Genomic DNA, 24135 nt, shown 5'->3' on the forward strand with positions numbered 1-24135 from the left:
CGCGGCCGGTCCGCCCGGCCCCCACGACGACTCCCTGCGAGGCGACCATGACGGCTGCCCCCGACGTACGGCGCCTCTCGGCGCGCCGGCGCGGGTACGCCTCCGTCCTGCGGCGGCGGTTGCCGCTCGAGACCCGCTGGGCCGCGGGGCTGATCGGCCTCGGCCTGCTCGCGACGGTGCTGGTCGCGCTCTACCCCGACGACATGCCGCTGACCGCGCAGATGGTCCCGCTCCTGCTCGGCAGCCTGGTCCTGGGCCCGCGGACGCTGCCGTGGTTCGTCATCGTCCTGATGCTGCTGCTGACGATCTCGTTGGCCGTGCAGGACTCGATCACCCCCCGGGTCGTCGGGGCGGTCAGCATCCAGTTCGTCATGGGCTTCATCGTGCTGCTCACGTCGTTCCGCCGGTCCCGCCTCGGCGTCGCGAACGTGCTCGGCGAGTCGATGCTCGTGGACCTGCGCGACCGGATCCTCAACCAGGGCGGCGTGCCCGCGCTGCCCGAGGGGTGGCAGGTGGAGACGGCGCTGCGCTCCGCCGGCGGCACGCCCTTCGCCGGCGACTTCGTCGTCGCGATGCGCCCGCACGGCACCGACCGGCTGGAGGTCGTCGTCGTCGACGTCTCCGGCAAGGGCGAGCAGGCCGGCACCCGCGCGCTGCTGCTCTCCGGCGCGTTCGGCGGCCTCCTCGGCGCGCTGGCGCCCGACCGGTTCCTCCCCGCGGCCAACGCCTACCTCCTGCAGCAGGACTGGGAGGAGGGGTTCGCCACCGCCGTGCACCTCTCCCTCGATCTCGTCACGGGGGAGTACGCCGTCCGCACCGCGGGCCACCCGCCGGCCGTCGTCCGCGCGGCCGGCAGCGGCCGATGGTCGGTGCTCACCAGTGACGGGCCGATCCTGGGGCTGATCGACGAGGCGGCGTACACCGCGTCGGCCGGCCGCCTCCAGCCCGGCGACGCCCTGCTGCTCTACACCGACGGCATGGTCGAGGAGCCCCGGCGCGACATCGAGCTCGGCATCGACCGGATGCTCGGCGAGGCCGAGGGGCTGCTGCGCGGCGACTTCCGCGGCGCCGCCGACCGGCTCGTCGCGGCCCTCGGCTCCCGCGACGACGACCGCGCGATGGTGGTCGTCAACCGCCGTTGAGCGCGTCCGCGCGCAGTGTCCGTCAGCGGGCCTGCGTGACGTAGAGGTGGCTGCTCCACCGAGGCCCGGCGCTCCGGTCCTCCTCGATGGCGACGGTCACCCCGCCCGCGTCGGCGATGAGTCGGGAGACCTCGGCCGGTGAGGCGCTGTGCATCTGCATCCCCTCCCGCAGCCGCGTGAGGACCGGGGCGGGCAGGAGGCGGACAGGTGCGCCGGCGAGTCCGGGTGCGGGGCCGGCCGGCACCTGGAAGACCGCGAGGCCGCCGGGCCGCACGATGCGCATGAACTCCCGCAGGTAGCCGCGGAACAACGTCGGCGGCATGTGCTGCAGGACCCGGCAGGTGTACACGAGGTCGACCGAGTCGGTCGGCACGACGCTGAGGTCGGTGGCGGTGTTCAGCACGAACTCGCAGCGGTCCGCGAGCTCCGTGGGGAGCACCTCGCGTGCTTTCTCCAGCATGGTGGGGGAGACGTCGACGCCGATCACGCGCTCGAACCCGGCCGCCGCCAGACCGGCGGTGAGCCGTCCGGGCCCGCAGCCGAAGTCGAGCGCCGTGCCGAGGACGGGCGTGCAGCCGCGTCGGCGCAGCAGGTCCAGCACCGCGTCGATCTCGGCCCTCCCGGTCCGCAGGAACTCCCCGGCGTCCCACTGTCCGCCGCGGCCTGAGTCGGTGAGCGCCGCCCACATCGGGTCGGACGCGCCCAGGGCGGTCCAGCGGCGGGCGACGTCGGCGAGGGGTCCATCCACGGCCACCACAGTAAGGGCTTCGAGCGTGCGGTCCAGCCTTTCAGCGGATGCCGCCTCATGGGTTCTGTGGCGGCAATCACGGGTCGTTCCCATTCCGAGGGGTGAATTTCGCCCGTCTACCACACGAAATTTGTTCAAGTGGTTTCGTGATGAATTGCTGTGCAATAGTGAAGGTGCACTGATCGGCTCGGCGTAGTGCCGCAGCATCTAGAGGAGATCTGAATGAACCAGGCCACTCGAAGGTCCGCGCGGCTACGCAACGTAGGCGGACTCGTAGCACTCGTACTGGTGGGATCGGGCGTGGGAACGGTCTACGCGACCACCGCAAGCCCCGCCAACCTGCTTGCCGGTACCGAGACGGGGACGGCGACCGGCACTGCCACCGGTACCTCCACCGGCACGTCGACGGGTACCTCCACGGGCACGTCGACCGGTACCTCCACGGGCACGTCGACCGGTACCTCCACGGGCACGTCGACCGGTACCGCCACCGGCACGTCCACGGGCACGGGCACGGGCACCGGCCCGGGCGGCCCGACCGACCCGGTCCGGACGCCCATCAGCCCCAGCATCAAGCTGTTCAACGCCAAGGACCGCGACTCGCTCTTCGGCTACAACCTCGTCCAGATCCGGGCCCCCAAGGCCGACGGCGCCCGCGTCAAGCTCTTTCGCGTGAAGAACGGCGAGGCGAAGCGGGTCAAGAGCAAGTTCCTCAACAACTCGGGCTTCGCCCAGTTCAAGCGCGCCGACCTGAACGGTGACAAGAAGACCCGTTACTACGCGGTGATCGAGCGCAGCGAGGACACCAAGTGGGGCCGTACGGTCACCAAGGGCATCCGCTGACGGTCTCGTAGCCTGGGTCCGGGGGTCGTGAGGCAACGTCGCCTGTGACCTGATCGCACGCTTCACACGACAGGGGTCGTGCCGCTCACCCGAGCGGCACGACCCCTGTCGCTGTCCGTCTCGAGGTGGCCCATCCGCAAGCCCGCGAGTCCCGCCGCGCCCAGCTGGGTCGCCCTCGGCGCTGCTGTGGGCGGACTGACGACGTATGCGCTGCTGGTCCTGGCTGCCATGGGCTTGGGCACGGCTGCCTTCGACGACTTCTCGCTCTACTGGGCCGTCCAGCTGGTCGTGGTGGTCGGCGGCTTCCTCCCACTGGAGCAGATCGTCGCGCGACGTCGCGCGGGAGGGGCCACACCGCCGGTCCTGGCGGCCTGGGCCGTCAGATGGGGTCTGTGCACCGCCGCAGCAGGGACGCTTGCCTTCGTGCTCGTGATGGCTGTGGCCGACCGCGACGGGCGCGGCCCCTGGGGGCTGACGGCCGTCCTCGCGGTGAACCTGGTGGCGACGACGTGGCAGTCGATGCTGCGTGGCTTCGCCGCCGGCTCTGGTCGGTTGGACGTCTACGCCCTGATGACGAGCACGGACGGGATCTTGCGCACGGGGCTGTGCGGGATGCTCGTCGTCGCCGGGGTCGACCGGGTGGAGGCGTACGCCGGCGCGATCGCGCTGGGGTGCTGGGGCAGCGTCCTGCTCGGCTCGCGCGGACTGGGTCGACAGGCGGACCCGGCCCCGGGGAACGCTGCACCGCACCTGCGCCCGGGCTCGCTGTCGCTGGAGGCGCTGAGCCTCGTTCCGGCGATGTTCGGGATGCAGCTGCTGCTGAACAGCCCCGTCCTCCTCGCCCCAGACCAGCCTTCCGCAGGCACGTCAGCCGGTGCGCTGCTGGCCATCTCCTCCCTCGTGCGCACGTCGGTCTTCGTGATGCAGGCCGGCCAGGCGGCGTACGTCGCTCCGATCGCCGGGCACGTCGCCCGACGGGACGTTCGTGCGGTCCACATGACTGCGGTCGTGGCCGTCGGCACGATGGCGCTCGCCCTGGCCACTGCGGTCGGCGCAGCGGCTCTGGGTCCCTGGTTGGTCGAGCTGCTCTACGGGGCGGACTTCGTGGTGGGCGCGAGGCTGTGCCTGGCTGTCGGGGGTGGCGTCGCGGTGTTCCTGCTGGCGATCGTGGCCAACGACCTCGCGGTCGCTTGGGGCGCGCACCGGTTCTCCGGCCTGTCGTGGCTGACAGGCGTGACCGCGGCCGTCGTAGCCGTCCCCCTCCTCCCCGCCGGCGACGCTCGAGCCGTCACTCCCATCGCGATCGGCTCGGCGATCGCCCTGCTGCTCACCGTCCTCGGGGCGCGCGGTGTCCGCTCCGAGCGTCGGGCCGGCGGTCCCCACCCGCTCTCCTAGCGGTGGGCGGGTGCTCGGCCCGCCAGCGAGGACAGCGGTGCCGGCGGCGCGGCACTCACCAGGCGGTCCGCATCAGGGCGATGTCCCGGTCGTAGCCGTCCATGCCGTCGGCCCCGGCGGTGTCGCGGAGGCAGGAGTCGGCGGCGCCGGCATCGGGCGGGAGCAGCCGCGTCCCGTCCAGCGCGCCGTCCCCGACGACGACGGGGAAGGTGCCCGTGAGCGCGTCGGGGTCCCTGACGACGCGACGCAGGCTCAGCACGGCTGCGCGACGTCGCGGGAGCTCGAACGCCTGGACGGTCCACATGCCTGCCTGTCGGGTCCTGCCCGCGATGCGCAGCCGACGTCCGCGGTCGTCATGGACCTTGAGGCCTGCGCCTCCGGGTCGTCCGACGGCGGATCCGACACGAATCTCTTCCTGCCGCTTGCTGCCCCGGATGACCACTACTCGGGAGTGGTCGTAGGCGCAGGGGAATCCGCGTCTCCACAGCAGACGCGACCAGTTCGTCGGCAAGAAGGGTGCGGCGACCATCGATGACTCGGTCAGCCTGACGACCTTGTACTCGCCCTGCTCGACCAGCACCTCGACATCGCCCAGCACCCAGGCTCCCGGGCCGACGACGTAGTACTCGTCTGCCTCGCCGTCCCAGCGAGATGCGCTGCCGAGGAACGACGGCACCCAGGGGAAGACGGGGAAGTCGACCTCGGGGAAGCGACGCAGGACCATGGCGATCGTCTGCGTGTCGTTGAGAGCCGGCGCGAGCACGGAGACGTTCTCGGCGCCCACGTCCTCGACGACATCCACCAGCTGGCTGGTGAAGGCGGCGGGCACGTGCTGGTCCCGGACCCGTGCCGCTGAGGTGGTCAGAGCCACGGTGCTCAGGTTGCTGACGATGAAGAGCCCGGCGACGACTCCGATCGACCACGTTCCGTGCCGACCGACCACCCGGCGAAGCCTGGGCGCCATGAGCTCGGGGCGACAGCGCGTGAGACCTACCACGACGAGCACGAGGAGGAACGGCATGCACAGCTGCATGACCCGGTCCTGGAAGTAGGTCGCGCTGGTGACCACGGCTCGCGCCTCGAGGCCGACGAAGACCACCACGAACCCGACCGCGAGCCCCCGGGTGTCGAGGTCCCGGAGTGCGCCGGCGAGCCCGATGACCGCTGCGGCCAGCACGACCACCGCTAACACCGACACCGCGGCGTTGGCCAGGCCGAGCTCCGTGAAGGAAGGCATGCCGAGGTACGTGCGGAGCAGGGCCCAGCCGTCCTTGTCGATGAACGGCGCGGCTCCCGCAGTCAGTCGGTTGGTGGTCTTGAAGCTCTGTGCCATCCAGATCCAGGCCCAGGGTGCGAGGATGAAGGACAGTGCCCAGCAGGCGGCGACCCGGTTCGCGCGGTGCAGCAGGGTCGCGCGCGGACCGATGAGGACGAACCCGGCAACGGTCGGCACCACGACGATGAAGAGCTCGGAGTACGTCGAGACCAGGCCAGCTGCGACCAGGACGAGGGGCCAGGAGTATCCGTGCCGGTTCGCGGTGGCCACCGACAGGGCGATCGCCAGCAACGCGATCGAGCCGCCGAGAAGTCCGTCGCTCCTCCCGTGCAAGGGCACCGTCACGACGTAGAAAGAACTGGTGACCAGGGCTGCGGCCAGCATCGACCAGCGCGTCCTGAGCCCGAGGATGGTTGCAGCAACGGCTGCGGACAAGCCCAGCAGGACGAGCCACACCAGTCCCAGAGCGGTCACCGTGTTGAAGGCCTCCTGACCGACGAGCACGCTGAGCACCGCCCCCGCCGCGGACTGGCCGAACCGCAACCGGTGGTTGACCGTGTCGGCAGCGGGCGCGACGGCCGGTGAGTCGGCGGACTCGTCCGTCGACCAGACGTCCGGCCCCGGCAGGAGTGGATGATCGGTGATGTACGTGCTCACCCCGGCGTAGTAGAACTGGTCGAAGTACTGGGTGGGCGAGACGACGTTGGTGTCTCCGACCATGGCTGCCGGCGCGGCGGCGAGGGTGAGCCCGCCCAGGCTCATGGCGACGCCCAGGCCGAGACCGCCCAAGGCACGCCGCGTGACGTGGAAGGGCCGCGTCTTGCGGCGGATTCCCACGACCACCAGCGCGATCACGACGAGAGCCAGGACCGGCAGAGCCTCCCGGATCGAGAGCCACCGGCAGCTCCAGTTCGTCACCACCGCGATGAGGACTGCGCCGAGGACTGGCGCTGCCGGCAGGAGCTTCTCGCGGATCTCCGGCCGCACCGGGGCGAGGACGGCGAGGCCCAGGACGAGCAGGATGGCCAGCAACGCGACGACGATGAGCACCGTGGCGATCACCCGAGTCCCGCCCGCTTCCTGGACGCGAAGGCTACGACCGACGGTGTGGCGACGGGATCGAGGTGACCGGCTGCGTGTGCGCGGTGCAGGAAGTTCCTCAACGTGGCGACCACATCTCTTGGCTGAAGGCTTCAGTCGGCGGGAGAAACGACGGAAGCGTATCGGGGAAGCCTCAACCAGGGTAAAGAGTCGCGACGAGGAAGATCGCGACGATCGAACCAGCGCAGATGACGCTCCGGCGGTCCTTGATGGCAAAGAGGATGGGGTCCTCGTCCATCTGGCCCCGGTGTGCCAGCAACCAGACCCTCATGAGCCACCACAGCAGGACCGGCACGGCGAACCAGAGCAGTTGCGGGTGCCGGTACAGCTGGGCGGTGCCCGGGTCGTCGACGAACAGCGTGAACACCAGGACCGAGGCGACGCTCGTCGCCACGCCGTAGGACGACAACAGCTCCAGGTCCTGCGACTCGTAGCCGCGACCGTTGGGCGCCAGCTGGCTCTCCCTGGTCTTGTACAGCTCCGACACGCGCTTGACCAGCGCCAGGCTGAGGAAGAAGAAGCCCGAGAAGCCGAGGAGCCACACGGACAGCTCGACCCCGACGGCTGCGCCCCCCGCGACGATCCTGATCGTGTAGAGGCCCGCCAGCGTCAGCACGTCGACCACCGGCTGCCTCTTGAGAGCGAAGCTGTAGGCCGCGGTCACCAGGAGATAGACGAGGAGCACCAAGCAGAACGGCACCGAGACAGCGAGCCCGAGGGCGAGCCCCGCCAGGGCCAGGAGGGGCCAGACGATCCATCCCGAGCCAAGGCCGATGGTGCCGGCTGCGAAGGGACGTGCGCGCTTCGTGGGGTGGATCCGGTCGTGCTCCACGTCGGCGATGTCGTTGAGCAGGTACACGCTCGAGGCGGCCATGCAGAACGCCACGAACGCCATGACCGTGGACGCGAGTGCGGCGGGCTCGCCAACGCGGTGCGACGCCAGCAGGGGCAGGAAGACCAGGAGGTTCTTCACCCACTGGTGGGGCCGCAAGGCCCGGACCCAGTTGCGGACGAGACCAGGCGGCGTGGGGAAGGTGCGTCCCACTGTCGAGGACGAGGCGGCTCTGGCCGCCAGCGACCGTCGGGCGGAGACGAGGTGCGCCGTCGTGGCGTGCCGCCAGACGTCCAGGTCGTGGCGGCTGTTGCCGACGTACTCGAACGGTCCGCCGTCGAAGAGGTCGAGGAGCGCCTGCGCCTTCACGTCCGACCTGAGGTTCCGTCGTCCGTCGGAGCCGAGGACGACGTCGAAGAGATCGAGGTGGTCGGCCACGGCTCGAGCGGCGTCGCCGTGGCTCGCACTGGCGAGCACGAGGGTGCGGCCTCTCGCTCGCTCCTCCCGCAGCCAGTCGACGAGCTCCGCGTGGTACTTCAGGCGCTCCACCCGGACCGGCGCGGCGGCCCACAGCTCCTTCTTGAGATGGGCCTTGCCCTGCGCGGCCCAGCGGACGAGCCAGTGGGCGCGTCCCGGGTGCTGGCTGAGGAACCGTGACGCGGTCTCCCACAGCATGTCGTTCGCCATCAGGGTGCCGTCCAGGTCGACGACCAGAGGGATGTCGAGGCGCCCCGCCGGCTCACCGGGCGCCGTGAGCGGATCGAAGGGCTGGCTCATGCGGGCCCCATCACCTTTGCGAACAGTTCGGCATGGCTCGCGACGACGCTGTCGGACGAGAAGAGGGCACGAGCTGCGATCGCACCGGCGGCACGGTCCAGCCGGCCTGACTCGAGGCTGCGGAAGGCTGCTGTCAGCGCCTCTGCGTCCCGGGGCGGCACGAGGGCGCCGAAACCCGTTCGCTGCACGGGCACGCGCACGCCGGGGAGGTCGCTGGCGACGGCCGGGATCCCCAGCATCATCGCCTCGGCCTGCACGATCCCGAACGCCTCGAGCGAGTTGATCGAGGGGAGGGCGAAGACGTCGAGCGACGCGTAGAAGTCCGGGATCGCCGCGTCGGGCACGAAGCCGAGCATGCGCACACGGCGGTCCCCGCCGATGGCTGCTCGGACGCGGTCGACGACGCTGCCACCCGCCACCTTCGCGAAGTCGCCGCCTATCAGCAGGCGCGCGTCCGGGCCCAGACCACGGAAGCCGGCCACGAGGTACTCGAGACCCTTCTCCTCGACGATGCGGCCCAGGAAGCCGACGTGCAGTCCCGGGCCGTCGCGGTACGTCGGTCGACCCGCGGGACGGATGAGAGAAGGCGGCGGGATCTCGGCGGAGCGCTCCAGGTGGGCCGACAGGCGGCTCCTGGAGGCGTAGTCCGTGCTCGTGACGATGACCGCGCGGGCCATGTTCGCCGCTCGGCGGTGGGAGAAGTCCAGCGCACGGACCTGCACGTCGTTGAGACGGGATGCCGGGAGGTTGACGTCACAGTGATAGGTCATGACCAGCGGGACGCGGCGACGAACGGCCGCGGCGACGGCACCTGCCTCGAGCATCGGTGCATGCACGTGGACGACCCGGGCTCGGCGTGACCACCGGGCGACGGTGGGGACGAAGGTCGGGCTGACGATCCCCTTGCCGATGGTCAGGGCGACCGGTGTCCGGAGCACCTCGACGCCGTTGAGCGTCTCCCGTCTCGGGGTCGCGGGATCGTGCTGCCCGCAGATCACCAGGACACGCCACCCTCGCGAGGCCAGGCCCTCGGCCACGACCCTCGCGGTCTCGGTGACACCGGAGACGTAGGGGGCGTAGTAGTTCAGTGCGACGACCAGGTCGACGTCGGGCTCGTGCGACGTGGTCATGCGGCGGGCTCCCATCTCGCACACCCCTGGTCGGCTGACGGGGCGGACGCGACCGGTCGCGCCGCCGCTATGGAACCATGCACTGGGCCGCCAGCGCGGTTCGTCCGTTCACATGGCAGAGGGGGCCGCGCGTGCTGACCACCACCCTCCGAGAGGCGCCCCATCCTTTCGGGCGAGACAAGCCGTGACCGTCACCCTGCTCGTCATCGTCGGGTCGTACCTCGTCCTGGGAGCCGTCGGCTGGCTGGTCCTCGCGCCGGTCGCCCCAGAGGTCCGCGCACGCCTGCTGCCGGCCGCGCCGCTCTTCGGGGTGGCGCTCCTGGCAGGGGTCTCAAGCACGGCGACGCGGTGGCTGACGGTGCCCCAGACGTTGCCCCTCGTGGGGGTCCTGGTGGCTGCCTGCGTCGCGGTCGGCGTGTGGCGGCGGACAGCGCCCTGGCGGGTCGACCGGAGCACCGGGCCGCTCGTCCTGCTGTGCCCGCTGCTGACCGTCCCGGCCGCGCTGGCCGTCGCGCTGCCCACGATCTGGGCGGGGGACAACCGGCCGGTGGCAGGGACCGTCGTGGTCGACCAGTTCTACTTCGCGTCCAACGCGACGTACCTGACCGACCACCCCCTCCTGCCCGGCCCCTACTGGAACCCTGCGGACTGGGTCGGCAGCGCACCGCCGAGCTACGGCCCCGTGGTCGACGTGATCAGCAACCGCCTCCGGTACGGCCAGTCGGCCGTGGCGTCCGCGCTGTCCTTTCTGTTGCGCCAGGAGCCGTCGGACACGGTGACGCCCCTGTCGATCACCTGGGTGGTGGTGATGGGTGGCGCGGCGTTCGTCGTCGCGGTCCTGCTCGGCGTCCGGCTTCGGTGGGCGCTCCTGGCCGTGCCCCTGGTGACCAGCTCGCTCTACGTGACGACGCAGGCGCTCGAGGGCAAGAACGACGGCCTGTTGGGGGTGTCGCTGGCGCTGCTGGCCCTCGGCCTGTCGTACGCGGTGACGCGGAGCACGGCCTACTGGTGGCCGTTGACGGTGTCGGTCGCCGGGCTGGCGTCGGTGTACGCCGAGCTGGTGCTCGTGCTGGTCCCGGCGGTCGCACTGGTGGCCCTGCTCGGGTCGCGCCGTCAGCTGCTTGCACGGCTCAACGTCGTGGCAGCGTCCTGGGCGCTCGGCGCGGTGCTGACCCCGTGGGCGTGGATCTGGCTGGCCGAGAGCGCCCGGATCGGAGGCCGGTTCTCCGACGGCGCCACGCCGTTCGAGGGGCGCTCGGGCCTCGACCTGCTCCGGTCGGTGATGGGCGCCCAGCCGATCGGGGGCCGCGTCGTCGTGGTGGTCTTCTCGGTCGCCGCGGTCGTCTGCGCCGTGGCGATCCTCGCCGGGCTGGTGCTCGTCGGGCTGCGCAGCCCGGCCCGTGGCGCTGCCATCGGACTGGTCCTCGTGCTCGGCTGGCTCGAGCTGTCGGCGTACCGCTCGGGGGCGGGCAACCTCCAGTACCGCACCGCCCAGCTCGGCTGGGCCTTCGTGCTGCTGCTGGCGGTCGTCGGGTGGCAGGCCCTCCTGAGGCTGCTCGAGGGGCGCCCCCGGTCGGGGCGGGCGGCGGCGGCTTCGGTGGTCGCGGTCGCCGTGGCGTTCGCGTCGGTCAACCTCGCCACCGCTGCCTCGCACCTGCCTCGCGAGCGCGCGGAGGTCCAGCACGTCGACGCGGCGCAGCTCGACGAGGCCCTCGGCTGGGTCGAGGAGGTCGACGCCGCCGACGTGGCGGTGCTCGTCCCTCGCTTCACCGACCTGGTCTGGCTCGCGCTGGGCCTGCGCGAGCACGCCGAAGTCGCCTATCCCGTGCTCCCGGCGATCTACCTCGGCAGCTTCCCGCGGTGGGACCGGGAGCCGGACCGCTACTACCTTCTCGGCGCCGGGGCCGAGACCTCCGGCGACGTCACGGTGCTGGAGGAGAACGAGCGCTACCGGCTCGTCGAGCTCGGACCGACCGGCTCGATCCTCACGCCGTTCCAACCGACGTACTTCTGGGGGCGCACGACCTACATGCGCGGCTTCCCGTGTGCACGCGACTTCGCCCAGCTGCTGCTCGTGCGCGGCTCCACCGCGCCGGCGACGTTCACGCTCTCCAGCCGCGCCGGGCGCAGCGTCCGCGCCAACCTCGACGTCGACGTCGACGGACGGCGCCTCGAGCCGGTCGGCCGGCCGCGGACGGTGGACGGCTGGAACGTGCAGTCGTTCCGCGCGCCGCGGTTCCGCAGCGCCATCATGACCCTCACCCTCACCGCCGAGGCGCGTCGCTCGGGGACGTCCGCGCTGCCGCTGGTCCTCGACGACGCCGGGCGCGCGGGGGTCCTCGAGCGCGTGGACCCCGGGCTTGCGACGTTCTGCCTCGCCGACGACGACGCGGACATGATGGACGGCTACGACCGCAACGTCACGGTCCTCCGCGGTCCCTGAAGGGCTCCGGGGGAGCGACGGCGGCGCCGAGGCCGTTTGGGAGGGGTCCGCGGCGGTGTGGCACGATGACCAGAGCAGGACTCAGGCGTGCTCGCATGCCCTGATGACGGCGCGCGGATGTAGCTCAATGGTAGAGCCCCAGTCTTCCAAACTGGCTACGCGGGTTCGATTCCCGTCATCCGCTCTCAGGAGCCCGGCGGACCTCCGGTGGGCCTCTTGGCGGGGCGTAGCGTAGTGGCTAGCGCGCCTGCTTTGGGAGCAGGAGACCGCAGGTTCGAGTCCTGTCGCCCCGACGCACGACCCACCCTCACCGACCGGTGACCGAGACAACGATTGACAGGAGACAACCTGTGAAGAGCGCCGTCGAGACCTTGAGCCCGACCCGGGCCAAGCTGACCGTCGAGGTGCCCTTCGAGGAGCTCAAGCCGAGCCTCGACGCGGCGTACAAGAAGATCGCCCAGCAGATCAACGTCCCCGGCTTTCGCCGCGGCAAGGTGCCCCCGATGGTCATCGACCGCCAGGTCGGCCGCGGCGCCGTCCTGGACGAGGCGATCAACGACGTGCTGCCCAAGCAGTACGTCGCTGCGCTCGAGGAGAACTCGCTGAGCCCGCTGGCGCAGCCGGAGATCGAGGTCACCAAGTTCGAGGACAACGAGGTCCTCGAGTTCACCGCCGAGGTCGACATCCGCCCGCAGATCGACCTCCCCTCCTACGAGGGTCTCGAGGCCTCCGTGGACGACGTCGAGGTCAGCGACGAGGACGTCGAGGAGCAGGTCAAGGCGCTGCGCGAGCGCTTCGCCACCCTGGCCGACGTCGAGCGCCCCGCGGCCAAGGACGACTTCGTCGTGCTCGACCTGCGCGCGACCCGCGACGGCGAGGTCGTCGACGGCGCCGAGGTCAGCGGCATGAGCTACCAGGTCGGCCGCGGCGGCATGATCGACGGTCTCGACGAGGCCCTCGAGGGCATGGCCGCCGGCGACGAGAAGACCTTCACGACCCAGCTCGTCGGGGGCGACCTCGTCGGCCAGGAGGTCGAGGTCCAGGTCAAGGTGTCCCAGGTCCAGGAGCAGGAGCTCCCGGAGTACGACGACGACTTCGCGCAGCTCGCCTCGGAGTTCGACACCATCGACGAGCTGACCGCCGACGTGCGCGAGCGGCTCGGCCGGGGCAAGCGCCTCGAGCAGGCCGCCGAGGCCCGCGACGCCGTCCTCGAGGCGCTGCTGGAGAAGGTCGAGGTGCCGCTGCCCGAGGGCATCGTGACCGACGAGCTCAACGCCCGCCGCCAGAACATCGAGCAGCAGCTCGCCTTCGCCGGCATCACCATGGAGAAGTACCTCGAGGACGAGGGCCAGACCCAGGAGGAGTTCGAGGCCGACCTCGACCGCCGGGTCCGCGACGCCGTCGCCGCGCAGTTCCTCCTCGACGAGATCGCCAAGAAGGAGGAGCTCGGCATCGACCAGAACGAGCTCTCCCAGCACCTCGTGCGGCGCGCCCAGCAGTCCGGGCAGAACCCGCAGGAGTTCGCCAACCACATGTTCGAGCACAACCACATCCCCGAGCTCGTGCAGGAGATCCTGCGCGGCAAGGCGCTCGCGACGATCGTGGAGTCCGCGGTCGTCAAGGACGCCTCGGGCAACGTCGTCGAGCTGAAGAACCTCCAGCCCGACGGCACCATCATGGAGGTCACCGAGGAGACCGGCGACGAGCCGGCCGCCGAGGGGACGCCCGCCGAGGAGGAGTCCTCGAAGGAGGACTGACCCGACGTCCCGATTCCCGTTTGGGTGCACAACCGTGCACTCAAACGGGTATCGTGCATTTGCATGGCCTCCACCACGGCGTCCGGCCCCACCTACCTCGACGCGTTCTCGCTGCTCAGCCAGGTCGCCGACGAGCTGGTCGTGCGCAGCGTCCGCGACACCCACGTCGCGTGGGCCGAGCGCGTCGGCGCGCTCACGCGTCGCGCGACCGGCGGCGCGTCCGTCGTGCCCGACCGGCTCCACCGCGGTATCGCCGGCGCCGTGTACGCCGGGGTCTCGGCCGGCCTGCGTGCCGCGTCGGTCGGGCTGGACAGGGCCGCGGCGACCGGCGTCGGCCCGCGGCTCGAGGACGGCCCGCGCGGCCGGTTCGTCAGCTCGGCGGTCAACGGGCTGATCGGGGACCGGCTGCTCCGCGAGCGGCCGCAGATGGCGATCCCCATGGCCGTGCGCAGCGGTGGACGCGACGTACCCCTCGACGAGCTGGGTGGGGCCTTCCCCGACGCCACGCCCAAGGTCGTGGTGTTCCTGCACGGGCTCTGCGAGAACGAGTCGTACTGGAACCGCTGGCGCGAGCGGACCGGGACGACGTACGGCGAGGCGCTGGCGGCCCGCGGCTGGACGCCGGTCTTCCTGCGCGCGAACACCGGGCTGGGCCTGCGGGAGAACGGCGTCGCGCTCTCCGCGCTGATGCAGCGGCTCGTCGACGCCTGGCCGGTGGAGGTGGACCGGATCGCCCTGGTCGGGCACTCGCTGGGCGGGCTGGTCGTGCGGGCCGCCGGGGCCGTGGCGACCGAGGAGGAGCGCCCCTGGACCGACCGGGTGGCGGAGGTGATCACGCTGGGGACCCCGCACCTCGGCGCGCCGATCGCGTGGGGGATCGGGCACGGCAGCCGCGGCCTCGGGATGGTCCCGGAGACGGCGGCGTTCGGCCGGATCCTCGACTGGCGCTCGGTCGGCGTCCACGACCTCGTGGCCGGCCTCGCCGAGGACGTTCCGCCGCTGCCGCACGCGGGCTACCGGCTGGTCGCCGCCACACTGACCCGCTCCCAGCGCCACCCCGTGGGCCACGTCGTCGGCGACCTGCTGGTGCGGCCCCGCTCGGCGTACGGGCGCGACCGGAGCGGACGCACGCTGTTCCCCGGGGGCGAGGTGCTCCACGTGGGGCGCACCGACCACTTCGGCCTCCTCAACCACCCCGAGGTGCACCGCGCCATGGAACGATGGCTGCCGTGACCGAGCCGACCGATGCCAGGACCGGGCCCGACCGGGAACTGCGCGCCGAGGCCGTCGTCTCGGCCCCGCCCGCGCACGTGTGGGCGCTGCTGACCGACTTCTCGCAGATGCCCGCGTGGAGCCCGGAGCTGGTGCGCATGGTGCCGCTGAAGCGCGGCGGCCTGCGGGTGGGCCAGTGGTACCTCGGCGTCAACCGGCGGGGCCCGGCGGTCTGGCCGACCCGCAACGTCGTCGACGAGCTGGTCCCGGGCAGCAGGCTCGGCTGGCTGACGACCTCCAGCGGCGCGCGCTGGGTCTGGGAGCTCGCCCCGTCGGGGCCCGAGGGTCGCCTGACCGCCGTGGTGCACCGACGCCCGGTGCCGCGGCGGCTCACCGCGGTCAGCAAGGTCTTCGCGCCGCTCGCGCTCGGCGGCTCCGCCGCCCACGCCGACGAGCTGGAGCAGGGGATGGCGCGGACCGTCGAGCGGCTCAAGGCGGCCGCGGAGGCCTGACCCGCCGGACGCCTCCCGCGCGGCGGGGAACCCCGGCCGGAGCGGCGAAATCCGCTGTCGGCGAACAGTGGGGGACAACCCGTGGAAGTGTCGGCGCAGCGGGCTAGGGTCGTCGACGTGACCCAGAACCCCAGCCTCTCCGGCGCCCCTGAGATGAACGGCGGCGCAGGCCTGAACGTCCTCGACGACCACATCTACCAGCGTCTGCTGCGCGAGCGGATCGTGTTCCTCGGCTCGGAGGTCCGCGACCAGAACGCCAACGCGATCTGCGCCCAGCTGCTGCTGCTCTCGGCCGAGGACCCCGAGGCCGACATCTTCCTGCACATCAACAGCCCGGGTGGCTCCGTCGACGCCGGCATGGCGATCTACGACACCATGAACTACATCCCCAACGACGTCGCGACCGTCGGCATGGGCCTGGCCGCCTCGATGGGTCAGTTCCTGCTCTGCGCCGGCACCAAGGGCAAGCGCTACGCCCTGCCGCACGCGCGGATCATGATGCACCAGCCCTCCTCGGGCATGGGCGGCTCCGCCTCGGACATCAAGATCCAGGCCCAGCAGTCGCTGCACATCAAGCAGGTCCTGCTCGACCTCATCGCCGAGCACACCGGCCAGTCCCGCGAGCAGGTCGAGACCGACGCCGACCGCGACCGCTGGTTCACCGCCGACCAGGCCAAGGAGTACGGCCTCGTCGACCAGGTCATCAAGTCCGCCCGCGAGGCAGCCGACGACGGCCGCCCGGCCCACCAGAAGGACTGACGCATGAACTACTACATCCCGCAGTGGGAAGAGCGGACCTCCTACGGGTTCCGCCGCATCGACCCCTACGCCAAGCTGTTCGAGGACCGCATCATCTACCTCGGCACGCCGATCTCCGACGACGTCGCGAACGCGGTCATCGCCCAGCTCATGTGCCTGGAGTCGATGAACCCCGACCAGGACATCCAGATCTACATCAACAGCCCCGGTGGCTCGTTCACGGCGCTGACGGCGATCTACGACACGATGAACTTCATCAAGCCCGACGTCCAGACCGTCTGCATCGGGCAGGCCGCCTCGGCCGCCGCGATCCTGCTCGGCGCCGGTGCGGCCGGCAAGCGGCTCGCGCTGCCCAACAGCCGCATCCTGATCCACCAGCCCTACACCGAGGGCACCTTCGGCCAGACCTCCGACATCGAGATCCAGGCCAACGAGATCCTGCGGATGCGCGAGCTGCTCGAGAAGATGATCAGCACCCACTCCGGCCGCGACATCGAGCAGGTCAGCCGCGACATCGAGCGCGACAAGATCCTCACCGCCGACCAGGCGGTCGAGTACGGCCTGATCGACTCCGTCGTCGAGTCCCGCAAGGGCACGCCGGCGCTCGCGAGGTCCTGACGCGCGACCCCGTGTCCGGCCCCCTCCCGGGGCCGGCACGGGGTACCGTCTCCTGAGTTTCAGCACTGTTGAGGAGGATGACCGGCCGTGGCGCGAATCGGTGACGGTGGTGACCTGCTGAAGTGTTCCTTCTGCGGAAAGAGCCAGAAGCAGGTCAAGAAGCTCATCGCGGGCCCCGGGGTCTACATCTGCGACGAGTGCATCGACCTGTGCAACGAGATCATCGAGGAGGAGCTCAGCGAAGGCGCTGAGGTCAGCCTCGAGGAGCTGCCGAAGCCGCGCGAGATCTTCGAGTTCCTGAACTCGTACGTGATCGGGCAGGAGCAGGCCAAGAAGTCCCTCGCCGTGGCGGTCTACAACCACTACAAGCGGGTGCAGGCCGGCCTCCAGCCCGTGGCGGGCAAGCACAGCAAGGAGGAGGTCGTCGAGGTCGCGAAGTCCAACATCCTCGTGATCGGACCGACCGGCTGCGGCAAGACCTACCTCGCCCAGACCCTCGCGCGGATGCTCAACGTGCCCTTCGCGATCGCCGATGCCACGGCGCTGACCGAGGCCGGCTACGTCGGCGAGGACGTCGAGAACATCCTGCTCAAGCTCATCCAGGCCGCCGACTACGACGTCAAGAAGGCCGAGACGGGCATCATCTACATCGACGAGATCGACAAGGTCGCCCGCAAGGCGGAGAACCCCTCGATCACGCGCGACGTCTCCGGCGAGGGCGTGCAGCAGGCGCTGCTGAAGATCATCGAGGGCACCACCGCCTCGGTCCCGCCGCAGGGCGGCCGCAAGCACCCGCACCAGGAGTTCATCCAGATCGACACCACGAACATCCTGTTCGTGGTGGGCGGGGCCTTCGCCGGCCTCGAAGGCATCATCGAGCAGCGGGTGGGCAAGAAGACGCTGGGCTTCACCGCGGACGTCCGGGGCCAGGCCGAGCGGGAGGCCGAGGACCTGCTCCAGCACGTGCGTCCCGAGGACCTCACCAAGTTCGGCCTCATCCCCGAGTTCATCGGCCGCCTGCCGCTGATCGCGAGCGTCAGCAAGCTCGACCAGGAGGCGCTGGTCCAGATCCTGACCGAGCCGCGCAACGCGCTGGTCAAGCAGTACCAGAAGCTGTTCGAGCTCGACGGCGTCGAGCTGGAGTTCACCGATGACGCCATCGCGGCGATCGCCGACAACGCGCTCGAGCGTGGCACCGGCGCGCGCGGCTTGCGCGCGATCATCGAGGAGGTGCTCCTCCACGTGATGTACGACGTGCCCTCGCGTGGTGACGTCGCCAAGGTGATCATCAACCGCGAGGTCGTCGAGGGCGTGCAGCCGCCGACCCTCGTCCCGCGCGAGCTCGAGACGAAGAAGAAGAAGTCCGCCTGACCTGAGTGGCCCCGGACGGCCACCGAGCACGATCCCGACCCGCATGGCCCGAACGGGCCATGCGGGTCGGTCCGTTCGGGCCATCTCCGGCGACGTGCCCGGTCGTTGAGGAACGGAGGGGGCAGCGGGAGCCTGCCCCGGAGCTGGACGCGGACGAGGGACGACAGGTGCAGATCGACCACAAGAGACAGCTGGCGGCGTTCGTCGCCGTGCTGCTGGTCGCGGCCGGGGTGGTGGCGACCGGTGCGCGCAGCGACGCGGCGCGGTCCGTCGTGCGGGCTGCGACGGCGTACGTCGTCGCCGGCGGTGTCCGGCTGGTGCCGGACCCGGTGGTCGAGGCGGTGGCCGGCCCGGCGACCTCGGAGACCCCGCGGGTCGTCGGGCGCGTCGACCCGCTGCACGCCGCCGACCGCCCACGGCCGCCGGCCCGCCCCGCGACCCGGCCCGCGGCGTCGCGCCGGGCCGAGGCCCGCCCGCCCGGGCGCCTCGGCGACCGGGGACACGCCGCCGGCGGCCACCGGCGCCCGGACGGCCCCGGGCACTCCGCGGACCGTGGGGGTCACCGCGACCGGGACGGGGAGAGGGGCCACGGACGCGGGCACGGCCAGCGCGCGGGCCAGGGCCCCCGGGCCGGCCACGAGCACCGGGCCGGCCACGGGAGGGGCCACGGGAGGGGCCACGGCGAGGGCCACGGCGAGGGCCACGGCAAGGGCAAGGGCCGTGCGAAGGGCCACGGGGGACGCTCCTAGTCCGATCGGGCCATTGCGCCCCGACGATGCGGCGCGCACGCTCGTCGTGGGGGAGACTCGAGTCGTCAACCGCACCACTCCTGGATCGGGCAGGAAGGGGAACGGCCTGTGGGCACCCAGCACCGAGCGCCGCTCGCGGCCTTCGTCCTCGTGACGATGGTCGCCGGTGGCGTCGCCGCGCAGTCACTGCACGGCGGCGACCGGGTGCGGGTGGAGGACACGGTGGCCGCGTCGTCCACGGCCTCCCCGCAGGTGCCGCGCGAGGTCGCCCCGCAGCCGCCGGGGTCCGCGCCGTCGACGAGCCGGCCCTCCGCCGCCGCGGCGCCCGGCCTCGACGTGCCGTCGGCCGGGGAGCTTCCCAGCGACCGGCCGAGCGCCCTGCCGGCAGGCTTGATCGACGCGATCCCCGGCCTGGCCGGGTTCCTCGAGGGGAGCGGCGGTGGCGGCGAGCCGTCCTTCGAGCCGGTCGAGGACGACCCCACCATCGACCTGGGCAGCACGGCGGAGCCGTCGCCCGGGCCGAGCCCGGCCCCGTCCCCGAGCGGTACGCCGTCGCCGACCGGGACCCCGAGCGGCAGCCCGTCGGGGTCGCCCAGCAGCACCCCGGGCGGCTCGCCCTCGACCACGCCGTCGGCGGACGCCGAGCGCCCGGCCGGGGCGACGCCGACCCCGACGAACGGCCCGACGGCGGCGCCGGCCCCCTGAGGCGGGCTCAGCCCTCGGTGACGGGTGCCAGCTCGGCGGAGACGGTGAGCTCGGTGGCCGAGCCGTCGACGGTGAAGACCAGCTCGCCCACGACCTTGCCGCTGCGGCGCAGGTCGTCGGCCGCGACCTCGGCGGCGCGGACGAGCGCCTCCGGCCCGGTGACCTCGACGCGGGACAGCTCGGCGCGCATGGAGACCTTCGCCTGCGACTTGGCCCCGCGGATGCCGGCGAGGGCGGCCGCGACGGAATCGACCGTGCTCGCGTCGGCAGCTGCCGCCGCGCCCAGGTCGAGCTCGGTGGGCCACGGGGCGTGGTGGATCGAGCCCTGCTCGGCACCGCGCGGGTGCCACCAGGACCAGACCTCTTCGGTCACGTAGGGCAGGAACGGCGCGAGCAGCCGCAGCTGGACCTCGAGCGCGATGGCCAGCGTGGCGCGGGCCGATGCGGTCGCGGCGCCGCCGTCGGCGTCGTACGCGCGCTCCTTGACGAGCTCGAGGTAGTCGTCGCAGAACTCCCAGAAGAACTTCTCGACGGCCTCGAGCGCCGTCGTGTAGTCGTAGGCCTCGAACGCCTCGGTGGCGCGGGTGACGACGTTCGCCAGCCGCCCGAGGAGGGCGCAGTCGATCGGCGCGGAGACCTCGAAGGCGTTCAGCTCGGTCGCCCCGACGCCGCCGAGGACGAACTTGGAGGCGTTGAGGACCTTCATCGCCAGCCGGCGGCCGACCTTCATCTGGCTCTCGTCGAACGGCGAGTCCAGGCCGGGGCGCGACATGGCGGCGCGCCAGCGGACGGCGTCCGCGCCGAACTTGTCGAGGATCTCGGTCGGGACGACGACGTTGCCCTTGGACTTCGACATCTTCTTGCGGTCGGGGTCGACCACGAAGCCGGAGATCAGCGCGTGGCTCCACGGCGTGACGCCCTGCTCGAAGTGCGCGCGCACGACGCGGGAGAACAGCCAGGTGCGGATGATGTCGTGGGCCTGGGTCGCCAGGTCCATCGGGAAGACCCGCTCGAAGAGATCGGGGTCGCTCTCCCAACCACCGGCGATCTGCGGCGTCAGCGACGAGGTCGCCCAGGTGTCCATGACGTCGGGGTCGCCGATGAAGCCGCCGGCGCGCCCGCGCTGGTCCTCGGAGTAGCCGCGCGGGGCGTCGGTCGAGGGGTCGACCGGGAGCTCGGCCTCGGAGGGCAGGAGGGGGTGGTCGTAGTCCGGCTCGCCCTGGTCGTCGAGCGGGTACCAGACGGGGAACGGGATGCCGAAGAAGCGCTGGCGGGAGATCAGCCAGTCACCGTTGAGGCCGCCGACCCAGTTGTCGTACCGGTGCTTCATGTGGGTCGGCACCCAGGTGATCTCCGAGCCCCGGGCGACCAGCTCGTCGCGCAGGCCGGTGTCGCGTCCGCCGTTGCGGATGTACCACTGCCGGGTCGCGACGATCTCGAGCGGCTTGTCGCCCTTCTCGAAGAAGTTCGTCATCCGCTGCGTGGGCTTCGGCTCGCCGTCGAGGTCTCCGCTCTCGCGGAGCATGGTGACCATCTCCTCGCGCGCGGAGAACGTCGTCTTGCCGGCGAGGCGCTCGTACGCCGCCGCGGCGGGCGGGGCCGCGAGCCACTCGGGCGTCTCGCGGAGCAGGCGGCCGTCGCGGCCGATCACGGTGCGGACGGGCAGCTGGAGCTCGCGCCACCAGGTGACGTCGGTCAGGTCGCCGAACGTGCAGCACATGGCGATGCCGGCGCCCTTGTCCATCTCGGCGGCCGGGTGGGGGAGGACCGGGACCTGGACGCCGAAGACCGGCGAGGCGACGGTCGTGCCGAACAGGGGCTGGTAGCGCTCGTCGTCGGGGTGCGCGATGAGGGCGACCACGGCGGGGATCAGCTCGGGGCGGGTGGTCTCGATGTGGACGGGGGAGCCGTCCGCGCCGTGGAAGGCGACGCGGTGGTAGGCGCCGGCGTACTCCCGCGCCTCGAGCTCGGCCTGGGCGACCGCGGTCTGGAAGGTGACGTCCCAGAGGGTGGGCGCCTCCTGGAGGTAGGCCTCGCCGCGGGCGAAGTTGCGCAGGAACGCGCGCTGGCTGGCTGTCTGCGCCTTCGGGCCGATGGTCGTGTAGTGCTGGTCCCAGTCGACGGAGAGACCGAGCGTGCGCCACAGCGACTCGAAGACCTGCTCGTCCTCCTCGACGAGGCGCTCGCACAGCTCGACGAAGTTGGGCCGGCTGATCGGGACCTGCTTCTTCGGGTCCGGCTTCGCCGGCGGCGTGAAGTCGGCGTCGTAGGGGAGCGAGGGGTCGCAGCGGACGCCGAAGTAGTTCTGCACCCGGCGCTCGGTCGGCAGGCCGTTGTCGTCCCAGCCCATGGGGTAGAAGACCGACTTGCCCCGCATCCGCTGGAAGCGGGCGACGACGTCGGTGTGGGTGTAGGAGAAGACGTGGCCGACGTGCAGGCTGCCGCTCACCGTGGGCGGCGGCGTGTCGATGGAGAAGACGTTCGCGCGCGGCTGGGTGCGGTCGAAGGCGTAGGTGCGCTCGGACTTCCAGCGCTCCGCCCACTTCTGCTCGAGGCCCTCCAGCGCGGGCTTCTCCGGTACGGCGAGCGCGGCCGGGGCGCTCGGCGTGTCGGGGGCCTGCTGCTGCGGGGTCTGGGTCATGGCCGAAGCCTAGTTCGGCCGCTCCGACCTGCGGAAACCGGTTGCCACTCGGGACCGTCCGCGCCATACCCTGCGCGGCATGCCGACCCCGCCGGTGAGCACGTACGACGTCGCGCTCACGACCGACCCCGCCGCGTTCCTCGCCGAGGCCGGTGAGCACCTCGCGGCCGACCCGGTCGTCACGACGGTGGTGGCCACGGTGACCCGGCGGGCGGCCGACGACGACGCGGCGGGGCGTGCGCTGCCGGCCCACCCCCGCTGGTGGGCGGTCGTGCGGGACGGCACCGGTGCGATCGTCGGCGCGGCCATGCGCACCGCGCCGTTCGAGCCGTTCCCGGCGTACGTCCTGCCGATGCCGGACGAGGCGGCCCGCGCGCTCGCGCGGGCCGTCCACGGGAGCGGGGAGCGCCTGCGCGGCGTCAACGGGGCGCTGCCGGCCGCGCGGGTGGTCGCCGAGGAGACGGCGGCCCTGGTGGCCGGCGCGGTCGTGGTCGACGAGCACCTCCACCTCTGGGAGCTGCCCGGGCTCGACGGGCTGGTCGACCACGACGCCCCGGGCCGGCTCCGGGTGGCCGGTCCGGCCGACGTGCCGCGGTGCGTCGAGTGGTGGGCCGCCTTCGCGGTCGACGCCGCCGAGCAGGGCGGCCGGGAGGGCGCGCACCCGATGGACCTGGAGACCGAGGTGGGGATGGCCCGGCGCGTGGAGCGCGGGCTGGTCTGGCTGTGGGAGTCGCCCGAGGGCGAGGTCGTGCACCTGACCGCCCACAGCGAGCCGGCCTTCGGCGTCGTCCGGGTCGGCCCGGTCTACACCCCGCGGGAGCGTCGCGGGCGCGGCTACGCCAGCGCCGCGGTCGCGCAGGTGACGCGCCGCGTCCTCGAGGCGGGGGACCGGGCCTGCCTCTACACCGACCGCGAGAACCCCACGTCGAACAAGGTCTACGCCGCGATCGGCTACCGGACCGTCGCGGAGACCGCGAACCTGCTCGTCACCAGACCAGCACGGCCTTGACGACCGTGCCGTCGTGGAGGTCCCGCACGGCGGTGTTGATGTCCTCGAAGGAGTAGGTGCGCAGCCAGTCGTCGACCGGGAAGCTGCCCGCGGCGTTCATCGCGAGCAACCGCGGCACCATCTCCTGCGGGTCGGAGTCGCCCTCGATGGAGCCCTTGACGACCTTGCCGTTCTGGAGCATGTCGATCGCGTCGAGCTGGTACTCCTCGGCCCCGAGCCCGAGCACGACGAGCTCGCCACGGATCCCCAGTGCCTGCTGGGCCTGCTTGACGACCGCCGGCACCGCCGTGGTGTCGATGCCGTACGTCGCCCCGCCACCGGTCAACTCCTTGACCCGGTCGACGACCGACTGGTCGCCGAGCGCGCCGGGGTCGACGGTGACCGCGCCGAGGGCGGCCGCCTGGTCGAGCCGGCTGCCCATCAGGTCGACCGCGACGACCGTCCCGGTGCCGGTCGTCGCCGCGGCCGCGACCGCCGCCAGCCCGACGGCACCGACGCCCCACACGACCAGGCTGTCCTGCGGACCGGGCTGCAGGACGTTCAGCACGGTGCCGGCGCCGGTCTGGAAGCCGCAGCCGTAGGGCGCGACCCGGGTCAGGTCGAGCTCCTTGTCCACGACGACGCAGTTGTCGGCGTACGCCAGGGCGTGCCGGGAGAAGGACGACTGGCCGAAGAAGTTGGAGAACACCGGCCCGGACGCGCGGGAGTAGGCGGTCGAGCCGTCCATCCGCATGCCCATGTAGTTGAGGAGCAGCGAGGTGTCGCAGTAGCCGACCTCGCCGGCGCGGCACCGCGCGCACTCGCGGCACGAGCGGAAGCTCAGCACCACGTGGTCCCCGACCTCGATGCCGTCGACGTCGGGACCAACGGCCTCCACGACGCCGGCGCCCTCGTGGCCGAAGACGTTGGGGTACATCTCGGCCGGCAGCATCGAGGCCATCGTCACGTCGGTGTGGCACAGGCCGGTCGCGACGATCCGGACGAGCACCTCGTCGGCGCGGGGCCCCTCCAGCTCGACCTGCTCGAGGGTGAACTGCTCGCCTGGGCCGTTGACGACGGCCACCGTGGTCTCCATGGCGCCAACCTAGAACGTGTTCCAGGTCCTGTCCCGCGAA

Annotated in this window: 19 protein-coding genes and 2 tRNA genes; 15 read left to right on the forward strand and 6 right to left on the reverse strand. The window is 71.8% G+C overall.

Annotated features, from left to right (window positions below; translation table 11 throughout):
- Nucleotides 1–47 precede the first annotated feature (47 nt).
- The gene (locus tag QWY28_RS06955; protein WP_300951593.1) at nucleotides 48–1142 is read left to right on the forward strand and encodes a PP2C family protein-serine/threonine phosphatase; all 1095 of its coding nucleotides are present in this window, start codon (nucleotides 48–50) and stop codon (nucleotides 1140–1142) included.
- A 22-nt stretch (nucleotides 1143–1164) separates the two neighbouring features.
- Here the strand turns inward: QWY28_RS06955 and QWY28_RS06960 are convergent, their stop codons facing one another.
- Nucleotides 1165–1890: a class I SAM-dependent methyltransferase gene (locus tag QWY28_RS06960; RefSeq protein WP_300951594.1), complete on the reverse strand. Its 726-nt coding sequence runs from the start codon at nucleotides 1888–1890 to the stop codon at nucleotides 1165–1167.
- Nucleotides 1891–2190: 300 nt separating this feature from the next.
- On the opposite strand from QWY28_RS06960, the gene QWY28_RS06965 reads away from it, so the two are divergent.
- Nucleotides 2191–2733: a hypothetical protein gene (locus tag QWY28_RS06965; RefSeq protein ID WP_300951595.1), complete on the forward strand. Its 543-nt coding sequence runs from the start codon at nucleotides 2191–2193 to the stop codon at nucleotides 2731–2733.
- Nucleotides 2734–2961: 228 nt separating this feature from the next.
- Nucleotides 2962–4128: a hypothetical protein gene (locus QWY28_RS06970; RefSeq protein ID WP_300951596.1), complete on the forward strand. Its 1167-nt coding sequence runs from the start codon at nucleotides 2962–2964 to the stop codon at nucleotides 4126–4128.
- A 55-nt stretch (nucleotides 4129–4183) separates the two neighbouring features.
- On the opposite strand, the gene QWY28_RS06975 is transcribed toward QWY28_RS06970, so the two are convergent.
- The 3 genes from QWY28_RS06975 to QWY28_RS06985 are packed head-to-tail and all read right to left on the reverse strand — an operon-like array spanning nucleotide 4184 to nucleotide 9244.
- Nucleotides 4184–6721, reverse strand: a complete 2538-nt coding sequence (locus tag QWY28_RS06975) for a hypothetical protein (RefSeq protein ID WP_300951597.1) — start codon at nucleotides 6719–6721, stop codon at nucleotides 4184–4186.
- Complete coding sequence (locus QWY28_RS06980) at nucleotides 6639–8114, reverse strand: UbiA family prenyltransferase (RefSeq protein WP_300951598.1); 1476 nt, start codon at nucleotides 8112–8114, stop codon at nucleotides 6639–6641. The genes QWY28_RS06975 and QWY28_RS06980 overlap by 83 nt, the downstream gene beginning before the upstream one ends.
- Nucleotides 8111–9244 carry a glycosyltransferase gene (locus QWY28_RS06985; RefSeq protein WP_300951599.1) on the reverse strand — a complete coding sequence of 378 codons (1134 nt, stop codon included), beginning with the start codon at nucleotides 9242–9244 and terminating at the stop codon, nucleotides 8111–8113. Before QWY28_RS06985 ends, QWY28_RS06980 begins: the two co-directional genes overlap by 4 nt.
- A 184-nt stretch (nucleotides 9245–9428) precedes the next feature.
- On the opposite strand from QWY28_RS06985, the gene QWY28_RS06990 reads away from it, so the two are divergent.
- The 11 genes from QWY28_RS06990 (at nucleotide 9429) to QWY28_RS07040 (ending at nucleotide 19370) form a co-directional block, all read left to right on the forward strand.
- The gene (locus tag QWY28_RS06990; protein ID WP_300951600.1) at nucleotides 9429–11687 is read left to right on the forward strand and encodes a hypothetical protein; all 2259 of its coding nucleotides are present in this window, start codon (nucleotides 9429–9431) and stop codon (nucleotides 11685–11687) included.
- 113 nt (nucleotides 11688–11800) lie between these two features.
- Nucleotides 11801–11871, forward strand: a tRNA-Gly gene (locus QWY28_RS06995).
- A 36-nt stretch (nucleotides 11872–11907) separates the two neighbouring features.
- A tRNA-Pro gene (locus QWY28_RS07000) sits at nucleotides 11908–11980 on the forward strand.
- Nucleotides 11981–12037: 57 nt separating this feature from the next.
- Nucleotides 12038–13444 carry a trigger factor gene (gene tig, locus QWY28_RS07005; RefSeq protein WP_300951601.1) on the forward strand — a complete coding sequence of 469 codons (1407 nt, stop codon included), beginning with the start codon at nucleotides 12038–12040 and terminating at the stop codon, nucleotides 13442–13444.
- 63 nt (nucleotides 13445–13507) lie between these two features.
- Nucleotides 13508–14677 (forward strand): lipase family alpha/beta hydrolase, encoded by a 1170-nt coding sequence (locus tag QWY28_RS07010; protein WP_300951602.1) that lies wholly within the window; start codon nucleotides 13508–13510, stop codon nucleotides 14675–14677.
- Entirely contained in the window at nucleotides 14674–15168 is a 495-nt protein-coding gene (locus QWY28_RS07015; RefSeq protein ID WP_300951603.1) for an SRPBCC family protein, read from the forward strand. Before QWY28_RS07010 ends, QWY28_RS07015 begins: the two co-directional genes overlap by 4 nt.
- Nucleotides 15169–15321: 153 nt before the next feature.
- Nucleotides 15322–15927, forward strand: a complete 606-nt coding sequence (locus QWY28_RS07020; RefSeq protein ID WP_300952283.1) for an ATP-dependent Clp protease proteolytic subunit — start codon at nucleotides 15322–15324, stop codon at nucleotides 15925–15927.
- Nucleotides 15928–15930: 3 nt separating this feature from the next.
- A complete protein-coding gene (locus QWY28_RS07025) occupies nucleotides 15931–16545 on the forward strand; it encodes an ATP-dependent Clp protease proteolytic subunit (protein WP_300951604.1) in 615 nt (204 codons plus the stop codon).
- Nucleotides 16546–16632: 87 nt separating this feature from the next.
- Complete coding sequence (clpX, locus tag QWY28_RS07030) at nucleotides 16633–17916, forward strand: ATP-dependent Clp protease ATP-binding subunit ClpX (RefSeq protein WP_300951605.1); 1284 nt, start codon at nucleotides 16633–16635, stop codon at nucleotides 17914–17916.
- A 167-nt stretch (nucleotides 17917–18083) separates the two neighbouring features.
- On the forward strand, nucleotides 18084–18665 hold the full coding sequence (locus QWY28_RS07035) for a hypothetical protein (RefSeq protein WP_300951606.1): 582 nt from the start codon (nucleotides 18084–18086) through the stop codon (nucleotides 18663–18665).
- 108 nt (nucleotides 18666–18773) lie between these two features.
- Entirely contained in the window at nucleotides 18774–19370 is a 597-nt protein-coding gene (locus QWY28_RS07040) for a hypothetical protein (protein ID WP_300951607.1), read from the forward strand.
- 7 nt (nucleotides 19371–19377) lie between these two features.
- On the opposite strand, the gene valS is transcribed toward QWY28_RS07040, so the two are convergent.
- Entirely contained in the window at nucleotides 19378–22011 is a 2634-nt protein-coding gene (gene valS / locus QWY28_RS07045; protein ID WP_300951608.1) for a valine--tRNA ligase, read from the reverse strand.
- Between the two features lie 79 nt (nucleotides 22012–22090).
- Between valS and QWY28_RS07050 the strand changes: the two genes are divergently transcribed.
- Entirely contained in the window at nucleotides 22091–23020 is a 930-nt protein-coding gene (locus QWY28_RS07050) for a GNAT family N-acetyltransferase (protein WP_300951609.1), read from the forward strand.
- Here QWY28_RS07050 and QWY28_RS07055 read toward each other — a convergent pair.
- Nucleotides 22998–24095 (reverse strand): NAD(P)-dependent alcohol dehydrogenase, encoded by a 1098-nt coding sequence (locus QWY28_RS07055; RefSeq protein WP_300951610.1) that lies wholly within the window; start codon nucleotides 24093–24095, stop codon nucleotides 22998–23000. The two genes, QWY28_RS07050 and QWY28_RS07055, sit on opposite strands and share 23 nt — an antisense overlap.
- Between the last annotated feature and the right edge of the window lie 40 nt (nucleotides 24096–24135).

The organism is Nocardioides oceani (genome assembly GCF_030412965.1).
Classification (GTDB): domain Bacteria; phylum Actinomycetota; class Actinomycetes; order Propionibacteriales; family Nocardioidaceae; genus Nocardioides; species Nocardioides oceani.